This window comes from Mucilaginibacter sp. (genome assembly GCF_965200995.1).
Classification (GTDB): Bacteria; Bacteroidota; Bacteroidia; order Sphingobacteriales; family Sphingobacteriaceae; genus Mucilaginibacter.
In genome coordinates this window covers 775,493-790,913 of record NZ_OZ241743.1, presented here as the reverse complement: position 1 = coordinate 790,913, position 15,421 = coordinate 775,493, and the positions used below count along the sequence as shown (strand labels likewise).

Sequence of the window (15,421 nt, the reverse complement as noted above, 5' to 3'; positions counted from 1 at the left end):
TCAGATTATCCTAATGTTAGGTATGGGTTAAAAAGTGTAAGGATTTGCGTAGCTATGGATGTAATTGAGCATATTTTTGGTGTTGGAAAAGATTTATCGGTAAGCCAGATGTGCTGCCGTGCAGTGGTAATATATTTTGCAGCCTTAGTATTAATTCGCATCTCCGGGCGCCGTACTTTTGGTAAGAAGTCGGCTTTTGATAATACGGTGGCCTTATTGTTAGGTGCTGTATTGAGCCGGGCGGTAGTAGGGGCATCCCCCTTTGTGCCTACAGTGGCCAGTTGCCTGGCGCTGGTTGTATTGCATCGCTTTATGGACTGGCTAACCTTGAGATATGATTTCATCAGAAAGCACGTGAAGGGCGAGCAATTGCTGTTGGTTAAAAACGGACAGGTGCAGGAAGAAAATTTAGCGCAGGCCATGATGAATAAAAAAGACCTGATGAGCGATATACGCACACAAGGCGGTACCAATAGTCTGGCTGAAATTGAGGAAGTTTACATGGAATCAAGCGGTAAAATCAGTGTGGTAAAAAAGAGTTAGAAGCGGGTATCAGCTTCGTTGAACGGCTACAATATTATTATCGTAACCAAACTGATACATGCGACTGTTAAACGTTTGTGATTTCCGGGTGTCATACCTGCAAATTTTACAACTATGAAAAAGCTAATTATCACAGCCGCTATCGCATTTAGTGCCGTCGCCTTCAATTCTGCCGCCGAGGCACAGATCAGGGCCAGTGTAAACATAAACATTGGCAGCCAGCCTGATTGGGGCCCGGTAGGCTATGACCAGGCTAATTATTATTACATGCCTGATATTGATACTTATTATGATGTTCCAGGCCATCAATACGTATACTTACAAAACAACCGCTGGATACATGCCGGCAACTTGCCTTCACGTTATAGTAATTACGATGTTTATAATGGCTACAAAGTGGTGGTAAATCAGGCCAGCCCCTGGAATCGTGCCGATTACTACCGCTCACATTACGCCAACTATCGTGGTCGCCATGATCAGGCTTTGATTCGCGATAGCCGCGATGAGCATTACAAGAACCACTGGCGCGGCAACAATAACGACCAGTATAGCAACGGAAACGGAAACCGCGGTCGGTTAAATAACGGACGTGGTAATGGCAACAATGGTCATTACAACAACGGACATGGAAACGGAAACAATGGCCGGGGCAATGGAAACCGGAATCACGGTCGTGACAATAATCGTGGCTATGGTCATGACTAAAAATATAAATTTTAAACCCAAAGCGGGTGTTACTTTATCAGTAACACCCGCTTTGGGTTTAAAAGGAATTTGATGAAGTACTAAGTTTCATCACTTCCATTCCAAACCCATCTGGTAAAACATAAATGCCCATTTGTCGGCCTGCTCATTAATCACCTGCTGGGTGGATTTGCCTGCGCCGTGGCCTGCCTTGGTTTCAATGCGGATTAGCACCGGGGCCGTACCCTGCTGCATCTCCTGCAGGCGGGCGGCAAATTTAAAAGAGTGGGCAGGTACTACACGGTCGTCATGGTCGGCAGTGGTTACCAAAGTGGCCGGGTAAGTTTGCGGTTTCAGGGCATGGTAAGGCGAGTAGCGGTATAATTCGTTAAACATATCCGCCGATTCCTGTGCTGTGCCATAATCATAAGCCCAGCCTGCACCCGCCGTAAACTGGTTATAGCGCAGCATATCCAGCACACCTACCGCCGGAAACGCTACTTTAAACAGGTCGGGCCGCTGGGTCAATACCGCACCTACCAGCAAGCCGCCGTTGGAGCCGCCCGAAACGGCCAGGTAATCTTTGGAGGTGTATTTATTCTTAATCAGATATTCCGCAGCAGCGATAAAATCATCGAATACATTCTGCTTTTTCAGTTTGATGCCCGCCCGGTGCCATTTTTCGCCATACTCACCTCCTCCACGCAGGTTGGGAACGGCATAGATACCACCATGTTCCAGCAAGATGATGTTGGAAGTGCTGAACGCAGGCGTTAAACTGATGCTGAAACCGCCATAGCCATACAGCAATGTAGGGTTATGGCCATTCAATATCGTTCCTCTTTTGTAAGTGATGATCATCGGAATCTTGGTGCCATCCTTAGACGGATAAAATACCTGCTTGGATTCATAATCAGCCGGATTAAATACCACAGCTGGCTTCTTATACAATGATGATTGCCCGGAGGTAATATCATATTTAAATATGGTAGTAGGATAGATATAGGAGGTAAATGTATAATACAATTCCTGATCCTGCCGGCGGGCGCTGAACCCGCCTGCGGTACCCACTGCCGGTAAGGTAATGGTGCGTTCCGGTTTGCCGCTGTGGCTGTACTGCTGTACCAGCGAGGTGGCATCCTTCAGGTATTCGGCAAACAGCTTGCCGCCGCCGGTAGAAACGGTAAGCACATCTTTAGTTTGCGGAATAAGCACCTGCCAGTCGGCCGGGTTTGGGTGCGAAGCCTCGGTAGTAACCAGCCGGTAATTTGGTGCATACAGGTTGGTATGGATAAACAGGCGGCTTCCCTCATTATCTACCACCTGGTGCTCATTGTCAAAATTATTAACAATGGTTTCAATAGCACTGCCCGGACGGCTTATATCCTGCAGGTACAGTTCATTACCGGTGGTGGAATTTGCCGCACTGATCACCAGATATTGCTCATCCTCAGTAAGGTAAGCACCGATATACCGCCGCGGGGTTTGCTCGCCGCCAAATATCAGCCAGTCCTGGGTTTGCGGTGTACCGGTTTTGTGGTAATACAGTTTATGATATTGTGTCAATCCCGAAAGCTGGCTGCCGGCTTTGGGCTTATCATAGCTGCTGTAGTAAAAGCCTTCGGTACCTTTCCAGGCCAGGCCCGAAAACTTTACATCTTTCAGCGTATCGCCAATGATGCTTTTATCGGCTGTACGCATGATTACAACTTTTGTCCAGTCGGAGCCACCTTCCGACAACTGGTAGGCGGCGTGGCTGCCATCTTTAGTAAAGCTGATGCCCGATAAGGACGTAGTACCGTCAGCCGAAAACTTATTAGGGTCTAAAAAAACTTCAGGCTGGCCGTTCTCCTTTTGTCGGTATAGTACAGCCTGGTTTTGCAGGCCGTTGTTTTTGTAGAAGTACAGGTATTCGCCACGCTTAAATGGCGCACCAAACTTTTCATAATTCCATAATTTTTCCAGGCGCTGGTAAATGGCTTGCCGGTATGAAATTTTTGATAAATAGTCCTGCGTTACCTTGTTTTCGGCCTGTACCCAGGCTTTGGTATCGTCGGCGCGGTCGTCTTCAAGCCAGCGGTAGGGGTCGGGCACTTCGGTGCCAAAATAAGTATCGGTAACCGTACCCTTCTTGGTTTGCGGGTAACTGATGGAGGTTGGTTTCATAGATTGTGCATTACTGCTGCCGTAGCAAAACAATGCAGCAGCCCATAAATAAGTGGTTTTCATGCATGAAGGTTTAAACGAAAATTAAATATAGGCAATTTATGTTCAGGTAGTACCAGGGTTGGCCGCACTTTATATATAATCGGGTATATTCATGATAAAACATTATCCCGATTTTAAATCTTGTAGTTTTACCACTTTATAAACCGTTATGAACATCCCTACTATACAAGCGCCTAAAGCAGCCCAAAAGGTCATTACCATTATCCATCTGGCTTTGCTTGCAGGGCAGGTGCTTTTCGGAATTATTGCCGTTGCGGTTTTGCACCCGGCTGCCGGTAACCGGCAGAATGATAAAGTGTTTACTTATCTGGTGCCACTTATTGCTATAGTTGCTGTGGCCATCAGCATGTTTTTGTTTACACAGCTTATTAAAAAAGCAATAGCCCAACCAACGCTGCAAGCTAAGATGACGGCTTATCAAACGGCATTGATTGCCTGCTATGCGCCTTTGGAAGGGGCATCGTTATTTGGTATTGTAGCTTATATAATTACAGGTAACTTATTATACCTGCTGGTATCGGCCTTATTAATTGCCCGGTTTGTTACCATACGGCCCACTGTTGCTAAAACAGGTGAAGACCTGAAACTGAGCTATGATGAACAGCAGGAGCTTACTGAAACCCCGGCAATGGTGAAATAACAAGTACGGGCAAAACTATATCCCGTTTGCGCCATTAAGCCGCTGATACAGGTGATAAAAGTCCATAAAAAGCCAAAAAAGTTCATAAAAAGCAATTAGTGTCCATTAAGTGCCATAAATAGCGGGTTGCACTGGGAGGCAACCAGGTTTTGGGCTGGTACGGCAGGTACCAAGGGGTTGCAATTTGTAACGGCCTGCTTTCGGCCCCGAAATCAAGGCTGCAGATGCAGCCGCAAAAATAAATCAGCGGCATTACTCTTAAGATGAATGACCTGTTTTGGGCTGCGGGGCTTTGCGTTGTTTGCGCTGCTGCTTCTTTAATAATCGTTGCTGCTTTTTTAGCCGGTGCTCCAGCATGGTAGCTTTCAATTGCTTTTCTACAGCGGCGCCATAGCCGATGCTTGCTTTTATGCCGGGCAGCAGGGTTTTAAACAGTGTCTTAAAAAAACCTGCATTATCGGGCCGTATATAGCTTACCGGGAAGGTACGCGGCGCTGCCCCGGCAGTATCAGGGTTGTTATGCTTCAGGATAATGTAGTTGGCGAAGATGGAGCCGATGGCAAAGTGTTTAAATTTATCATTGATGGTATCGGGCCGTAAAACATGCACCTTCAGGTTATTGTACAAAAATTTCAGTTGCCCGTAGGTTCGCTTGCGGTTGCCCTGCAAGTTGAAGCTGAATTGCTGCAACTGCCCTCCCTTTAAGTCAATCAGTCCCAGCGGCTTGATGGCCGGGTTAAGTGCGGATAATGGCATGGTGCCTACCAGCCCCTGTGCAGTATAAGATTTGGCACTGTCTGTAAGGTTGAATCTGAACTGCAGGTCGGCGCGGCCCTTGTTCATCAGCCAGGTGGTAAAGTACATGGTGGCTGTATGGTTTCTTTTAAGCGCAGCGCTGTCCGAGGTTACATTGAGTATCATTCCGCTGGTACGGTTAAACCCTACGTAGCCGGTTTTTTTTGAGCGTTTGCTATAGGCCTCATACTTAATATCAATGTTTCTTAGTGCAACACTGTCAATACGGAATTTGCTGTTAATGCGGTGGATAGCCACATTGGGGAAACTGCCCAGTTTGTTTTTTTTGCTGGCCGAGTCTATAGCGGCGTTGCTGGTAAAATTTAAACGTCCGCCGCTGAGCGATAACCTGGCGCAGTTGATAATGTGATATTTGGTGTAATTCTGATAATCAAACTGATCGGCCCGCAATGTATCCAGGTGAATGGTGTAGCGGTTGTGCATGGCCTGCCGGTAATATACCTCGGGTTGGGCCGGGGTAAAGTTTAAACCGGTAGCCTGTAGCTGCGAGGTGCGGGTGGAAAATATCAGCGATTTAACATCATACCGGTACAGGTTGTTATCAGACTGCCCCTCATAGTTGTACAGCTCGGTAATAATATCCCTGCAATACAAAAATCTTGATTGCTCCTGCTGTGTGGCCGAATCAATAAGCAGATCTTTAGCGGTAATGTTCATTTCCTGCAAGGCAAACCGGGTTGATTTACGGGCAGAATAGTCATCATAGGTTAGCTTGATATCATTCAGGTTGATTTCCTTGATGTGTAAGGATTTAAGCACAGGCCTGATGCGCTGCCAAGGCGTGCGGCCATCCGGAGGGGTTAAATCACGGGTATGGTTTAGCTGGTACTGAACCTCCAGCTTGGGGGCGCTTAAAACCACCTGCTCAATCTCCAGTTTGTTTTTGAAATATAATTGTAATGGGTGAATGCGCCTGAGCACCAGTTTCTTTACCTGTAGCGTATAGAGGTTATTGGGCGCAAGGCGCTGCAGCTTACGGCGCTTGTACACTGCCATGTCAGGTTTCAGGGTAATGTTGTAGATAGTAAGCTTGCCTTGCAGGATATTTAGTTTGGCATCGGTAAAATCTACAGTATAGAGGCTGTCTGTACTGCGCTGCACTACACTTTTTACTTTGGCCGCCAGTATGGGCGACCAATAGCGGTTAATTAATAATGATGCAATCAGTACAAGGCCAATGAGGCTGATAACGGGGTAAAATATCTTTTTCCTGCAGGTATATCCTAAAAAACTAACGGTCATGAATAATCAGGCGGCCTGTTGATGCCGGTGTTTGCTTGTTGTGCTTACAATATAACTCCACCAATATAAGTATTTATACATCAACTTATAAATGTTACAGCTATTGGGTAGTATCTTAGTTTGAAATCTGACGTTCACTTGTAACCTTAACCCCGTACCGTATTGCCGCTTCCAGTGTATCAGTATTTATATCTTTCAGCGTTTTGAACCTGATGCAATACCCGGTTATGCCCGCCTTACCTATTTCTTTTCCATACGTTTGGGCTAAGTAGGTCTTATCTGCAATGCCAAGAATGTATATCGATATTCCGGTTTTGTTCGCACTCATCCCAATCTGAAAAAACTCCCTGGTTTTTCCGTTAGCGTACTTCGTGGTGTGCGTTCCGTACCCTATGGTTGGGTTGTTAATGGTTTGGTTTTCACTGTTTATACCCTCATCGAACCATAATTTACCTGTTGGCAGTACTTTAAGTATAAGTTTGTGCAACGCTTCCATATCACTGCGCTTTACTTCAGGCTGGCTGGTTATACACTTTTCAATTTGCTGTTGTACGTTCATATCAATGTTAAATGGTAGGTTACTTGTTTTGCCTGTTTAAATCCCGCCTTGTTTTTAGTGATACACTAATTTCAAACCTGTATCTAATCAGGATTTGGTCAATAAATACGCATGGCAATATGGTGTGTGCAAGATAGGGCAATGTTTAAATACTGCCAAAGTGTCATTTGGTAAATATTTTTTTGCGTATTTTTGCTGCGCTAAAATTTTAAGATTGATGGATTTGTTAATTCCGGATAAAACGCACGACGAGAGCAGGCAGGGAGAGGCATTATTGCTGGAAACGAAGGCTGAAAAGAAAGATGGACGCAAGCTGTACATTGAAAGCTATGGCTGCGCCATGAACTTTTCGGACAGTGAAATTGTGGCCTCTATATTAACCGGTCAGGGTTTTGAAACCACCAATGATTTTAAGGTGGCCGATGTTATCTTTATCAATACCTGCTCCATACGCGAGAACGCCGAGCAGCGGGTACGCAACCGCCTTAAGGAGTTTACCATTGCCAAGATCAAAAATCCGGGCATGATAGTAGGCGTGCTGGGCTGTATGGCCGAGCGGCTGAAAGCCAGGTTTTTAGAAGAAGAGAAATTGGTTGACGTGGTGGTAGGCCCCGATGCCTACCGTGATCTGCCTAACCTGATTGACCAGGTGGATGAAGGGCAAAAGGCCGTAAATGTGCTGCTGTCGCGCGAGGAAACCTATGCCGATATTAACCCGGTGCGGTTAAACAGCAATGGGATCAACGCCTTTGTTTCCATTATGCGTGGCTGCGATAATATGTGCTCCTTTTGTGTGGTGCCCTTTACCCGGGGTCGCGAGCGCAGCCGCGACCCGCAATCCATTATTGCCGAATGCGAAGCTTTGTTTAACCAGGGCTACCGCGAGGTAACGCTATTGGGCCAGAATGTTGACTCTTATAAATTCACCCCACCCGTCCTCCCCGAAGGGGAGGGGAGCATTGGCGGACTAAACAATCAGCATAACAAAAGCCTTCCCTTCGGGGAGGTTGGAGGGGTAGTTAATTTTGCCAACTTGCTGGAAATGGTGGCCTCAATCAGTCCCGACCTGCGTGTTCGCTTTTCTACCTCACATCCTAAAGATATTACTGATGAAGTGCTGTACACAATGGCGCGGCATGATAATATCTGTAAATATATTCACCTGCCGGTACAGTCAGGCAACAGCCGCGTGCTGGATTTGATGAACCGTACTTATGACCGCGAGTGGTACCTTAACCGGGTAGATGCCATTCGCCGCATCATGCCGCAATGTGCCATCTCTACGGATGTGATTACCGGGTTTTGCTCCGAAACCGAAGAAGAGCACCAGGACACCCTGAGCATGATGGATTATGTGCAGTATGACTTTGCCTATATGTTCTCCTACTCGGAGCGGCCGGGCACTTTAGCCGCCAAACGCTATGCGGATGATATACCCGAGCCGGTTAAGAGCCGCCGGTTAAAAGAGATTATCGCTAAGCAGCAGCAGTATTCGTACCAGCGCCTGCAAAAGCAGGTAGGTAAGGTGCAGCGGGTGTTGATCGAGGGCTTCTCTAAAAAATCAAATCAGGACTACTGCGGCCGCAGCGACCAGAACGCCATGGTGGTATTCCCGGTAGTTGAAGGCTGTAAGCCGGGGCAATATGTAAATGTGCTGGTGGATAGATGTACCACGGCAACTTTGATCGGAGTGATAGTTTGAGGGGAGGGAACCAAGAGTCAGGAATCAGGATAAATATCTGAATGAGTACTACACGGCATAACTTCAAGAATTTGAAAGTCTGGCAGAAATCAATGGATTTGGCTGATTTGGTTTTTGAATATTCAAAAGGACTACCTGTTAATGAGAAGTATAATTTAATAGATCAAATTAACAGGTGCTCTGTATCCGTCCCATCAAATATAGCCGAAGGCACAGGAAAACGAACAAGTCTGCACTTTGCTGAATTTTTGTCAACTCCCATATCATCATTGTATAAATTGGAAACACAATTACTGAATTGTGAGCGCAGGACCTATGGTTCAAAGGAATTATTGAAACAACTCTTGGAACTAATCAGTGAAATTCAAAAAATGCTTTTCAATTTTCGTGAATATATTTTGACTGACGCAAAAATCACATCTATCTAAACATGGTTAAGAATGTACACCATCTTGATTCCTGATTCTTAACTCTTGATTCCCTTAAAAATGAATGTACAGGAAATAAAACAACGCTTTGGCATCATCGGCAATTCGCCGTTGCTGAACAGGGCGATAGACATAGCCAACCAGGTTGCGCCTACCGATATTTCGGTGCTGATAACCGGCGAAAGCGGTAGCGGAAAAGAGGCGTTTTCGCACATTATCCATCAGCTGAGTCCGCGCAAGCACGGGCCCTTTATTGCGGTGAACTGCGGCGCCATACCCGAGGGGACAATCGATTCGGAATTGTTTGGGCACGAAAAAGGCGCTTACACAGGTGCGGTAGGCGAGCGTAAAGGCTATTTTGAAACGGTGAACGGCGGCACCATTTTTTTGGATGAAATAGGTGAGATGCCGCTGGGTACCCAGGCCCGTTTGCTGCGGGTGCTGGAGTCGGGGCAGTTTATCCGTGTCGGTTCCTCTAAGGTAGAAAAAACCAACGTTCGGGTAACAGCGGCTACCAATGTAGATGTATATGAAGCGGTAAAATCGGGTAAGTTTCGCGAAGATTTATACTACCGCCTGAATACCGTTCCCCTGCGCATCCCGCCCCTGCGCGACCGTAAAGAGGATATTTACCTGCTGTTCCGCAAGTTTGCGGCCGACTTTACCGATAAGTACCGCACGCCGCCTATCCAACTGGATGAAGGCGCGCAGCAAATACTCATGAACTACTCATGGCCCGGCAATGTACGGCAGCTAAAAAATATGGCCGAGCAGTTGGCCGTATTAGAGCGCGACCGTACCATTACGGCTCAAACCATGCAAACTTATATCCCTTATGAGAGCGGCCGCAGTACGCTGCCTATGCGGGTAGAAAACCAGCCGAAGGAAGATTTTTCGGAGCGCGACATCTTGTATAAGGTATTGTTTGACATGAAGCGCGATATGGTGGAGCTGAAAAAGCTGGTGGCTGAGATTATTGAGAATGGCGCCGGGCCGGGTAATTATAGCGGCAACATTCAAACGCTTAATAAAATTTATCCCGACCTGGAATTGCCGGTACACCAGGAACAGCCGCAGTTTACCATACAGCCGCCTTCTGCCCAGCCGGCGGCTAATGATAGTTTTATTACCCACCACGCGGAAGAGGTAGAAGAATCGTTATCCCTGATAGAAAAAGAATCGGATTTAATACGCAAGGCGCTAAAGAAGCATAAGGGCAAACGCAAACTGGCCGCCAATGAGCTGGGCATATCCGAGCGTACCCTGTACCGTAAAATTAAAGAACTGAATTTATAAAAGCATTAATGAAAAGATATCGTATTGTAGTTGCTGTACTGATAGCCATCATCGGCTTATTTCCATCCTGCTCGGTAAGCCTGAGCGGCGCTTCTATACCCGGTGAAATGAAAAACATCTATGTGGGCTATTTTGAAAATACGGCCCCTTTAGTGGTATCTAACCTGAGCCAGGCATTTACGGAGGCTTTAAAAAACCGCATCCGCTCGCAAACCCGGCTGGTACTCACCCAAAACCCCGAAGTTGGCGCTGCTGCAACCGGGGCCAGCCTTACCGGCGCTATTACCAGCTACACGCTGGCGCCGGTATCGGTGCAGGCCACCAATAATAACCAGGCGCCCATAGCCAATGCTACCCGTTTATCCATCACTGTAAACGTAAAATATGTAAACGCTTTCGAGAAAAAGTATAATTACGAGCAAAGCTTTACGCGTTTTGTCGATTTTTCGGGTGATCTGGCTGCCCAGGAGCAAACGCTGATACAGCGCATCAACCAGCAGCTTACCGAAGATATTTTTAACCGGGCCTTTGCAAATTGGTAGGAATTTCATAGTTTCAACCTCGCACAATTATGGAACAGGATTATACCGCTCAGCAAAACCAGCTTTTACAGGAATTACTGCAAAATTCCGCCAATGCAACTTTAACAGGTAAAAATCTTTTAAAGCAACTGGTGCAGGATGATCCCCAATGCGGTTTACTGCAGGCCCTGTATGCCACAACCGTAAACCGGGCTGCCTTAAAACATGCCGGTGTTTATTTTGAAAGCGCCGCCTTGTATAAGCTGGCACATGCGGTACATACGTTGCCGACCGTAACTGATGAGCAATTGATAGCAACTGCACCGCAGCAGGCAGCAACTGAAGCCGCTCCCCAAACAGCCGGAGATATGCAGGCCGGAACTGAAGCAGCCGCTCCTGAAGAAGTTCCTGCTGCCTTGCCTGAAACTGAAAATACCGAAGCTGCAGAAAATGAAAACGCCGGCCAGTTATTGGGTGAAACTGATCATCGCACCGGGTTGTTATCAGCCACAGCCCCGGCAGAAGAAGCTATCAGTGATGAAACAGAGGAGCAGGAAGTTCAGATCCCTGCATCAGAACCAGGAAGCCCGGTTATTGAAACCATTATTCCGCCAGACGAGCAGGAAGAGCCTGTGGCCGAACCTGCCGCTGCGCTGCCTTTAAACGGGGAATATATACCCGGAGAAACCATTGAAGAAGGTGCCGCTGAGCCGGCAGCGGTAACGCCGCCGGTAATTACCCATGTGCCGCCGGTAGCCGAGGATGAAGACGAAATCTATGATGAAATTGTAGGGATAGAAGATATTAACTTTACCCCAATCAATAGCCTGGTTGCCGTTACCGGGGCGACACCTTTAGCCGGCGATGATGAGTTTCCATCACCTGAACAGGAGCAGGTAAAACCTGAGATTGGGGAACGCCCCGATGCCATACATGGGGAGGGTACGTTGGCAGCAGTGCCAGCCCTTGAAATTTCACAAGCAGCAATGCCGCCTGGTGAGCAGGGGAATCATGAAGGCGGGGAAGTGATTGCTGTTGAGCCTGCAACGGCAGAAGATAAAGCTTTAGCGGCACACAATACCATCCATACCCTGCCGGAAACTGAAGAAGCTGCGGTAGCTGATGATAACGGGGGTAACGAAACTTTCCTTTTTGATTCAGCAACTGATGAAACTGAAGCAACAGCGCATCTACAGGCACCAGCTGATATTTATACCCAGGCAGAATTGACCTATCCGGGAACAGAAAGCAATGGAGAGCAGCAGGATGCGGATGAATATCATGCGGCCATAGCCGATCAGGCCGAAGAAGAACCCGTAGTTGACCATCAGGCGCAGCCGGTAAGCGATGCTGCCCCGAAAGTGGCTGATATCACTGAAAAACTGATCATCGAAAACATAGCCGCTACGGATTATTTTATTTTTGATAAGGCATTCCGGGATCGTAACCCCACGGAGGCAGCCGCTGCTGCCAAAGCGCAGGCCGCAATTTCAATTCCGCAGATTACAGCATCGCCGGGGCCTGTTGCCGGAGAAAGCGCCAGCGATGTTTCCAAATACCACGATGAAAAGATGCCTTACTCCTTTATGTGGTGGCTGGATAAAACCCGCCGCGAACACGCAGGCATCTATCAGCCTTATGCCAAACCGCAGCCACCGCAGGGCGATGAACACCAGGCGCAGCAAAGTGCCTATGCCCAGCCCGGCCCGGCAGCAGATGTAACTCCTTATATACCTTCTGAAAATATTAACGCTGCTGATGCTGTACAGGCTGATACCTCGGAGGTGCGCCAGAAGGAGCATAAGATTATTGAGCGCTTTGTACAGGAGGAGCCGCAGATTAAGCCGCCCAGCGGTGATAAGCTGGGCAGCGAAAACAAGGCCAAGCGCAGCGCCGAAGACCAGGATGAGCTGATTACCGAAACGCTTGCCCGCATTTATACCGACCAGATGCTATATGCAAAAGCGATAGCTACTTACAGAAAATTAATGTTGAAATTGCCGGAAAAAAGCACTTACTTTGCGGGCCAAATCACGTTATTGCAACAAAAAATAAGTTAATCATACTACAATGTATACACTGTTATTAATTCTGGCCATTCTTGTTTGCCTGTTACTGGCCGCTATTGTGCTGGTACAAAATCCTAAAGGCGGCGGTTTAACTTCTAACTTTTCCAGCTCATCGCAATTGCTGGGCGTACAAAAAACAGGTGATATTTTAGAAAAAGGTACCTGGGTACTGGCCATTGCTTTAATGGTGCTTTCTTTAGGTATTAATGTAGCGGTAAAAACAGCCCCTGCCAGTACTGCGGGCTCTGAGTACCGCGACCAGATACAAAAGGCTTCAAAGCCTAACGCACCGGTAAGTACGGCTCCGATTAATTTACAGCCGAGCGCTGCCAAACCGGCCGCGCCTGCTGCAACCCCTCAAAAGAAACAGTAATTTACTATACTATTAAAAAAGGCTTTGAATGTAATTCAGGGCCTTTTTTAATTTTAAGAATTAGCTGTCATCATGGCATTTGCCAGCCGCAAATCACTATATCATGACATTACAACAGCTGTAAACTGTCAATTGCTACGCACTAAGCGGTTTGGCACAATTGCTGTGCAAGTGCAAACAGAAATTAAATTTTCAAATCAATATTAAATTATAATTATGTCAGTAAACATTAAGCCTATTGGAGACAGGGTAGTAGTAGAGGCTGCTCCTGCCGAAGAGAAGACTGCCTCAGGTATCTTTATTCCTGACACAGCAAAGGAAAAACCTCAGCAAGGTACTATAGTTGCCGTGGGCGAAGGAAAAAAAGACGAGCCGCTTACAGTAAAAGTTGGTGATAAGGTTTTATACGGTAAATATTCAGGCACTGAAATCACTTATGAAGGCACTGAATATTTGATCATGCGCGAATCTGATATTTACGCAGTTCTGTAAATCAATGTATGGAGGATGGAATGAAGGAATGATTGATTGTGCATAGCAAATAATCATCATTAATCATTCCGCTAAACTTCATTCACTCATGCAATCAATCACTCATTCAATATTTGAATTAAAAGAAAATGGCAAAAGTAGTTAAATATAATGTAGAGGCCCGCGATGCCTTAAAACGCGGCGTGGATATTTTAGCCAACGCGGTTAAAGTAACTTTAGGCCCAAAAGGCCGTAACGTAATCATCGACAAAAAATTCGGTTCTCCGATTATCACTAAGGATGGTGTAACTGTAGCTAAGGAAATTGAACTGAAAGATTCTTTAGAAAACATGGGTGCCCAGATGGTGAAGGAAGTAGCTTCAAAAACTGCTGATATAGCCGGCGATGGTACCACTACCGCTACTGTATTGGCACAAGCTATTGTTACCGCAGGTATCAAGAACGTAGCCGCCGGTGCAAACCCGATGGATTTGAAACGCGGTATTGATAAAGCGGTTGCTGCTGTGGTAGCTAATTTGCAGGCTCAATCTCAAACTGTAGGCGAGGATAACAACAAGATAAAGCAGGTTGCTTCTATCTCTGCCAATAACGACGAAGTAATCGGTTCGCTGATTGCTGATGCGATGCAAAAAGTAGGTAAAGACGGTGTAATTACCGTAGAAGAAGCCAAAGGTACCGAAACTGAAGTGCGTACTGTAGAAGGTATGCAGTTTGACCGCGGTTACCTTTCTCCTTACTTTGTAACCAATGCTGATAAAATGGAAGCTGATCTGGATAACCCTTACATCCTGATCTACGACAAAAAGATTTCTTCCATGAAGGAATTGCTTCCGATCTTAGAAAAACAAGTACAAACCGGTAAGCCGCTGTTAATTATTGCCGAAGATTTAGATGGTGAAGCGCTGGCTACTTTGGTTGTAAACAAAATTCGAGGTTCACTGAAAGTGGCTGCTGTTAAAGCGCCAGGCTTTGGCGACCGCCGCAAGGCCATGCTGGAAGATATCGCTATCCTGACTGGTGGTACTGTAATTTCAGAAGAAAGAGGTTACAAGCTGGAAAATGCTGACCTATCCTACTTAGGTACTGCTGAAAAGGTGGTTATTGATAAAGATAACACCACCATTATTAATGGTGCAGGCCAAAGCGAAGAAATTAAAGCGCGTGTAAATCAAATCAAAGGTCAGATTGAAACTACTACTTCTGACTATGATAAGGAAAAACTGCAGGAGCGTTTAGCCAAGTTATCTGGTGGCGTAGCCGTATTATATGTAGGTGCTGCTACCGAGGTAGAAATGAAGGAAAAGAAAGACCGTGTTGATGATGCTTTACATGCAACCCGCGCTGCCGTTGAAGAAGGCATCGTAGCCGGTGGTGGTGTAGCTTTCATCCGTTCCGTTGCTGCCCTGGATAATGTAGAAGGCGCTAACGAAGACGAAAAGACTGGCATCCAGATCATTAAACGTGCTATTGAAGAGCCATTGCGCCAGATTTGTGAAAACGCTGGTATTGAAGGTTCCATCATTGTACAAAAAGTAAAAGAAGGCACTGGCGATTTTGGTTACAATGCCCGCACCGACAAATATGAGAACCTGATTGGTGCAGGTGTAATTGACCCGACTAAAGTATCGCGTGTGGCTTTGGAGAATGCAGCATCAATCGCCTCTATGTTGTTAACCACAGAGTGTGTATTGGCTGATGATCCTGAAGAGGAAAAAGGTGGTGCCGGTATGCCTCCAATGGGCGGCGGCGGCATGGGCGGCATGATGTAATCATACGCTTAAGTCATATTTCAAAACCCTGTCTGATTTTTCAGACAGGGTTTTTTGT

At 46.5% G+C, this 15,421-nt stretch carries 14 protein-coding genes; 11 read left to right on the top strand and 3 right to left on the bottom strand.

Annotated elements, in window-relative coordinates; all coding sequences use genetic code 11:
* The first annotated feature begins 54 nt into the window (after nucleotides 1–54).
* A complete protein-coding gene (locus ACY652_RS03870; protein WP_462266661.1) occupies nucleotides 55–543 on the top strand; it encodes a DUF421 domain-containing protein in 489 nt (162 codons plus the stop codon).
* Between the two features lie 114 nt (nucleotides 544–657).
* Entirely contained in the window at nucleotides 658–1,248 is a 591-nt protein-coding gene (locus tag ACY652_RS03865) for a hypothetical protein (protein WP_462266660.1), read from the top strand.
* 90 nt (nucleotides 1,249–1,338) lie between these two features.
* On the opposite strand, the gene ACY652_RS03860 is transcribed toward ACY652_RS03865, so the two are convergent.
* Complete coding sequence (locus ACY652_RS03860; protein WP_462266659.1) at nucleotides 1,339–3,456, bottom strand: prolyl oligopeptidase family serine peptidase; 2,118 nt, start codon at nucleotides 3,454–3,456, stop codon at nucleotides 1,339–1,341.
* A 148-nt stretch (nucleotides 3,457–3,604) separates the two neighbouring features.
* Here ACY652_RS03860 and ACY652_RS03855 point away from each other — a divergent pair, with 148 nt between their 5' ends.
* Nucleotides 3,605–4,096, top strand: coding sequence for a hypothetical protein (locus ACY652_RS03855; RefSeq protein WP_462266658.1), 492 nt, complete (start codon nucleotides 3,605–3,607; stop codon nucleotides 4,094–4,096).
* 258 nt (nucleotides 4,097–4,354) lie between these two features.
* Here ACY652_RS03855 and ACY652_RS03850 read toward each other — a convergent pair whose 3' ends face one another.
* Together ACY652_RS03850 and ACY652_RS03845 are read right to left on the bottom strand one after the other, a co-directional pair.
* Nucleotides 4,355–6,154, bottom strand: coding sequence for a hypothetical protein (locus ACY652_RS03850; protein WP_462266657.1), 1,800 nt, complete (start codon nucleotides 6,152–6,154; stop codon nucleotides 4,355–4,357).
* Between the two features lie 115 nt (nucleotides 6,155–6,269).
* Nucleotides 6,270–6,713 carry a DUF1801 domain-containing protein gene (locus ACY652_RS03845; protein WP_462266656.1) on the bottom strand — a complete coding sequence of 148 codons (444 nt, stop codon included), beginning with the start codon at nucleotides 6,711–6,713 and terminating at the stop codon, nucleotides 6,270–6,272.
* Nucleotides 6,714–6,930: 217 nt separating this feature from the next.
* On the opposite strand from ACY652_RS03845, the gene ACY652_RS03840 reads away from it, so the two are divergent.
* From ACY652_RS03840 to groL, 8 genes are all read left to right on the top strand, one after another.
* Nucleotides 6,931–8,415, top strand: coding sequence for a MiaB/RimO family radical SAM methylthiotransferase (locus tag ACY652_RS03840; RefSeq protein WP_462266655.1), 1,485 nt, complete (start codon nucleotides 6,931–6,933; stop codon nucleotides 8,413–8,415).
* Nucleotides 8,416–8,486: 71 nt separating this feature from the next.
* Entirely contained in the window at nucleotides 8,487–8,843 is a 357-nt protein-coding gene (locus tag ACY652_RS03835; RefSeq protein WP_462266654.1) for a four helix bundle protein, read from the top strand.
* Between the two features lie 60 nt (nucleotides 8,844–8,903).
* A complete protein-coding gene (locus tag ACY652_RS03830) occupies nucleotides 8,904–10,139 on the top strand; it encodes a sigma-54 interaction domain-containing protein (RefSeq protein WP_462266653.1) in 1,236 nt (411 codons plus the stop codon).
* A gap of 8 nt (nucleotides 10,140–10,147) precedes the next feature.
* Nucleotides 10,148–10,681 (top strand): LptE family protein, encoded by a 534-nt coding sequence (locus ACY652_RS03825; RefSeq protein ID WP_462266652.1) that lies wholly within the window; start codon nucleotides 10,148–10,150, stop codon nucleotides 10,679–10,681.
* A 29-nt stretch (nucleotides 10,682–10,710) separates the two neighbouring features.
* Nucleotides 10,711–12,720 carry a hypothetical protein gene (locus tag ACY652_RS03820; protein WP_462266651.1) on the top strand — a complete coding sequence of 670 codons (2,010 nt, stop codon included), beginning with the start codon at nucleotides 10,711–10,713 and terminating at the stop codon, nucleotides 12,718–12,720.
* A gap of 10 nt (nucleotides 12,721–12,730) precedes the next feature.
* Nucleotides 12,731–13,102 carry a preprotein translocase subunit SecG gene (secG, locus tag ACY652_RS03815; protein WP_462266650.1) on the top strand — a complete coding sequence of 124 codons (372 nt, stop codon included), beginning with the start codon at nucleotides 12,731–12,733 and terminating at the stop codon, nucleotides 13,100–13,102.
* 216 nt (nucleotides 13,103–13,318) lie between these two features.
* Nucleotides 13,319–13,594, top strand: a complete 276-nt coding sequence (locus tag ACY652_RS03810) for a co-chaperone GroES (protein ID WP_462266648.1) — start codon at nucleotides 13,319–13,321, stop codon at nucleotides 13,592–13,594.
* 128 nt (nucleotides 13,595–13,722) lie between these two features.
* Nucleotides 13,723–15,363, top strand: a complete 1,641-nt coding sequence (gene groL / locus ACY652_RS03805) for a chaperonin GroEL (protein WP_462266647.1) — start codon at nucleotides 13,723–13,725, stop codon at nucleotides 15,361–15,363.
* The last annotated feature ends 58 nt before the right edge of the window (nucleotides 15,364–15,421 follow it).

Coding starts and splice junctions, on each gene's coding strand:
- ACY652_RS03830 (WP_462266653.1), top strand. CDS start 8,904: ATGAATGTACAGGAAATAAAACAACGCTTTGGCATCATCGGCAATTCG.
- ACY652_RS03820 (WP_462266651.1), top strand. CDS start 10,711: ATGGAACAGGATTATACCGCTCAGCAAAACCAGCTTTTACAGGAATTA.
- ACY652_RS03855 (WP_462266658.1), top strand. CDS start 3,605: ATGAACATCCCTACTATACAAGCGCCTAAAGCAGCCCAAAAGGTCATT.
- ACY652_RS03845 (WP_462266656.1), bottom strand. CDS start 6,713: ATGAACGTACAACAGCAAATTGAAAAGTGTATAACCAGCCAGCCTGAA.
- ACY652_RS03860 (WP_462266659.1), bottom strand. CDS start 3,456: ATGAAAACCACTTATTTATGGGCTGCTGCATTGTTTTGCTACGGCAGC.
- ACY652_RS03810 (WP_462266648.1), top strand. CDS start 13,319: ATGTCAGTAAACATTAAGCCTATTGGAGACAGGGTAGTAGTAGAGGCT.
- secG (WP_462266650.1), top strand. CDS start 12,731: ATGTATACACTGTTATTAATTCTGGCCATTCTTGTTTGCCTGTTACTG.
- groL (WP_462266647.1), top strand. CDS start 13,723: ATGGCAAAAGTAGTTAAATATAATGTAGAGGCCCGCGATGCCTTAAAA.
- ACY652_RS03825 (WP_462266652.1), top strand. CDS start 10,148: ATGAAAAGATATCGTATTGTAGTTGCTGTACTGATAGCCATCATCGGC.
- ACY652_RS03850 (WP_462266657.1), bottom strand. CDS start 6,154: ATGACCGTTAGTTTTTTAGGATATACCTGCAGGAAAAAGATATTTTAC.
- ACY652_RS03840 (WP_462266655.1), top strand. CDS start 6,931: ATGGATTTGTTAATTCCGGATAAAACGCACGACGAGAGCAGGCAGGGA.
- ACY652_RS03870 (WP_462266661.1), top strand. CDS start 55: ATGGATGTAATTGAGCATATTTTTGGTGTTGGAAAAGATTTATCGGTA.
- ACY652_RS03865 (WP_462266660.1), top strand. CDS start 658: ATGAAAAAGCTAATTATCACAGCCGCTATCGCATTTAGTGCCGTCGCC.